Source organism: Legionella drancourtii LLAP12 (assembly GCF_000162755.2).
Taxonomy (GTDB): Bacteria; Pseudomonadota; Gammaproteobacteria; order Legionellales; family Legionellaceae; genus Legionella; species Legionella drancourtii.
In genome coordinates this window covers 115,029-116,449 of the sequence record NZ_JH413811.1, presented here as the reverse complement: position 1 = coordinate 116,449, position 1,421 = coordinate 115,029, and the positions used below count along the sequence as shown (strand labels likewise).

Below are 1,421 nucleotides of genomic sequence, written 5' to 3'. Positions count from 1 at the left end.
TCTTTCTTTTATAGCTTCCATGCCTGCAGCTGATTTTTGTGCGGGTATTTTAGTGATTGTCTCTAAATCCTGGCGTATTTTTTGTGATTGTTCCAGAAGGAAAGCAAATTCATTACCTTTTTTAGCATATAGTTTTTCTTGAACGGATTCATATTTTTGACCATCTTTCCCATCTGTGGCTTTATAGGCCATTAACCTACCATTAACATTTAATTTAATCTTTTCGGGGGGGAAACCAGCTTTAATGCATGCTTCAAAGGCTTGGCGGGCGCGTGCATCGGCAACTTTGTCATCTTTAAAATTTAGCGTCATGGTAATGCCACTTGAGCCTGAAGCACGAACAGCCTGCGCCATAAGCAGCATGTCTCTTTCTTGACGATCATTAAGATAGTAACGGGGACTGGCGAATTTCATCCCCATATCTAATTTATAAGAAACTGGTGGTCCATCCACTTTGTTTATTTTTTCACCACCGAGCAATTGAATGAATTTTAATTGATCCAGGTTGACCGCATGAACGGATGTTTTATCATCAGACAGATCAACTTCTGCAGATGTATCTGTATTTATATTTGCATTTTGATTTGCTCTCAGATTATCCTCAGCAATTCGCTCAATTTCACGCCGCATTTTCTCATCATTTTTATGTAAACTGGCAATAAATAAGAATGCTTGCCTTTGTTTCTCTGAGGCGCTATGTAACGCTTTTAGCGACTCTTGAGTGGATTTATCAAATGCTTCGAGTTGCTTTTGATGTGTTTCTTTTAAGTCACCAATGACACTTGTTTGCACATCTTCTATTTGTGCATCCGTAATATTTAGTGCTATTTTAAGATGTTTTTGAAAGTCAAGTTTAGCAAATTGTGTTTTTAAATCAGCTATTTCTTTTAATTGCTGATTTTGTATCGCTTTTTTACCATCGCTAGCCACTTCCTCTATGACTCCGATGATATCTTGGACATTGCGTTGGCCACTGACTTTTTCCACCAGTTCTTTGAATACTTGTGCCGATGCAGAATATTGACGTTTCGCGTTAATATAGTCATCAGATGAGTTTAATTGATCACTTATTCCTTTTCGCACCGCCATAATTGCCATCTCAATTTTTTCTTTATTATTTCCTGCAGGAACCGTGGCATTTAGCTTTTTCTGAATAGGGTCATCGCCTTCAGCAATTTTGGCTTTTTGCAATCCATTATAATCCTTGACTCTACTCTTGTCATAATCTTCAAAAGCATTAGCTCCAAACGTAACATCTTTTCCCAAACCAATAGTTGAAAGGTATTGTTCTGCTACATTTTTCAAATCTTGTGGTGAGTAGCGTTCACCCGTGGGGTGATCACCAATAACTTTGTTTAACAAGGAGCGTTTCTGAGGCTTGGTTGCATTGAGCTCGCCAATTAAGGGGGCGTGCAGGAACC

The 1,421-nt window shown here is 38.6% G+C and carries 1 protein-coding gene; it reads right to left on the bottom strand.

Annotation, left to right across the window (positions count from 1 at the left end; all coding sequences use genetic code 11):
- A partial coding sequence (locus LDG_RS19580; protein WP_158307869.1) for a hypothetical protein occupies positions 1-1,305 on the bottom strand: 1,305 nt, incomplete at its 3' end.
- Between the last annotated feature and the right edge of the window lie 116 nt (positions 1,306-1,421).